The sequence below is a fragment of the bacterium genome, from assembly GCA_026398675.1.
Lineage (GTDB): Bacteria > RBG-13-66-14 > RBG-13-66-14 > RBG-13-66-14 > RBG-13-66-14 > RBG-13-66-14.
Map to the genome: position 1 here is coordinate 1 of JAPLSK010000024.1, position 2,602 is coordinate 2,602.

At 63.2% G+C, this 2,602-nt stretch carries 2 protein-coding genes; one reads left to right on the plus strand and one right to left on the minus strand.

What is annotated here, in order from left to right; all coding sequences use genetic code 11:
- Positions 1–1,718 (plus strand): YCF48-related protein (locus NTW26_00315; GenBank protein MCX7020717.1); only part of this gene is annotated, 1,718 nt, incomplete at its 5' end.
- A gap of 267 nt (positions 1,719–1,985) precedes the next feature.
- Here the strand turns inward: NTW26_00315 and NTW26_00320 are convergent.
- Positions 1,986–2,602: hypothetical protein (locus tag NTW26_00320; protein ID MCX7020718.1), on the minus strand; the 617-nt coding region annotated here is incomplete at its 5' end.

The following is a 2,602-nucleotide window of genomic DNA, read 5'->3' on the forward strand; positions in this document are numbered from 1 at the left end:
ACGATTGGACGCCCCAGTCCTCCGGGATAACCACCACCCTCAACGGCGTCTCTGTCTTCCGGGAAGACGGCAATTTGCACCTTTACGCCGTGGGGCAAAACGGCGTGGGGCTCCACTCCCCGAACGGCGGAGCGACCTGGAGCCGGTTCGACGACATGTTCGTAGACAACCCCCTCAACGCGGTGGCAACGCCCTTCAGCGCCGACCGGGTCATCGCCGTCGGCAATGTCTACGCCATCGTGGGCACCACCACCGGCACCGATTGGAACGTCATCTACCGGATTGGAAACCGCCTGGAGAGCGTGGCCGCCAGCGGCCCGTACCCGGCCTGGGTGGTGGCCGTCGGTCAGTACGGATTCATCATGCGCAGCCCGGACCACGGCCGCTCCTGGGCCTACGGACGCTCCGGCTTATCGGACAACCTCAAGGACGTCGCGCACATATCGGGGGACGACTTCGTCGCCTGCGGCGTCAACGGCGCCGTCATCAAATCCACCGACGGCGGTTACAACTGGACGGACGTCTCCGGTAACCTCCCCACCCGCAACTGGTACGGATTAGACGTGCTGGACGAGAACACCTGGTTCATCTGCGGGTCCAACCTGGGCATCTACTACACCACCAACGGGGGGAGCTCCTGGAGTCAGGATTCGACCGGCGCCAACTTCAACTTCTACTCCATCGCCATGCAGGATTCCTCCAACGGTTGGGCCGTGGGCGCGACCGACGGCAGCTACGCCATCGTGTACCGGAAGACGGCGGGCGCCTGGACCCGGTTTTCCACCGGTCTGGGCTCCGCGAACTGCGACATGCTGGACGTGGACGTTAAAAGCGGCACCCAGGCCTGGATGGTCGGCCAAAACGGGAGCGTCTACTATCTCTACTCCAGCGGCACCCAGTGGCGCAAGGTCTACGGCCTGGCCGACGTGGACTACCGGAGTGTGTCCTTCATGAACGAGGACGAGGGCTGGATCGTGGGCGACGAGGGAAACATCTACGCCTCGACGAACGGCGGCGTGAGCTACGTCTTCGAGGACAACGGGGCCCACGACGATTCACTCGATGTCTACGGCGTCTACTTCTGGGAAAACGCGCCGAGCTACGGCCACGGGTGGGCCGTCGGCGAGCTAAACTGCCGCCTCCTCTACGACGACTTCTCCCCGGTGGAGCTCGTTGACTTCACCGGCCGCGACACCGAAGAGGGCGTCCTTTTGAGCTGGGTGCTCGGGGGCGACATCCCCGCCGGGTTCGAGGCGTACCGGCGTGAGCGAGGCTCCGCGGATTGGGCCCTGCTGAACGAGGCGCTCCTCCCGTCGCAGAGCTCGCGCTACCTCGACCGCGACACGCGGGCCGGGACCATCTACGAGTACCGGCTCACCGTCGTCGAGACTTCAGGCGCCCGGACCGACTTCGGGCCCGTCGAGGTCCGCCGCGAGGGGCCGACGGACGCGCGCACCGTCCTCCACGCCGCCTACCCGAACCCGGCTGAATCCGGCGGCGCGGTGAACCTTATGCTGGAGCTCACCTCGGCGCAGAACGTCGTCCTGGCGGTGTACGACCTCGCGGGGCGGCGGGTGGCGACCCTGGCGGATGGGGAGCTCGCGGCGGGGCGGCACGCGATTGTGTGGTCCACCGCCGGCGTGGCGCCGGGCGTTTACGAATGCCGGATGACCGCCGGGGACGGGGTCTATAGCACCCGCCTGGTCGTGACGCGGTAGCCGAGCGGGCGGTCGGCGTCAGAGCGAGAATTGCCGCGCCAAGGCGCGCGAGGTGATAAGCCGAACCAATAAGACAAGGGGTTTAAACCCCTTGTAGAAACGCGCAAGGGGCTGAAGCCCCTTGTCTCAGACCAGCCGAGGGGCTAAAAAGACAAGGGGTTTTAACCCCTTGTTCAAGAAGACCGGCTTAGTCAAATAAAGGGCGGGACAAGAGCCCCGCCCGTGCAATGACGGCATTTCAGCCCCGACTGCCGATAATTCCAAAACTTACATCAGTGCGCCGCACTCCGAGCAGAACTTTACACCTTCATTCATCAACGTCAGGGCGCCGCATTTGGAGCACCTTACCTTTACGACCTCCCTGCCTCCGCTCACCGCCGCCAACATATCCTTGTGCTCCTTCTCGCGCCTCGCAATCTCGAGCCTCTCCATCGCCTCCTTACGCTCCTTTTGCTCCTGCTCGCGCTTCGCCCCCTCTATCTCCTCCTTATTCTCCTGCTCGCGCTGCGCCGCCGCTATCTTCTCCCTATTCTCCTGCTCATACTTCTTCACCCGCGCTATCCTATCCTCATCCACCTCGCGCATCAACGCCGCTGCATGCTCATGAATCTCCTGATGGCGCCTCTCAGACTCGCGCTCCCTCGCCATCACCTTTTGCTCCTTCTCGCGGCTCTCCATCATATCCTTATGCTCATACTCGCGCTTCGCCTTACTGTTCGCCACGGCTACAATAATGACCCCGATCCAACTGAGGAAAAGGCCCGCCGCGACGCCGACCCATGTTTTATTCAACCAGTTGCCGGCGATACAGCCGCCCACGACCGCCGGCAAGAAACTAAACAGAAACACCACACCAAACCAAACAGGAGCATACATGAGACTAC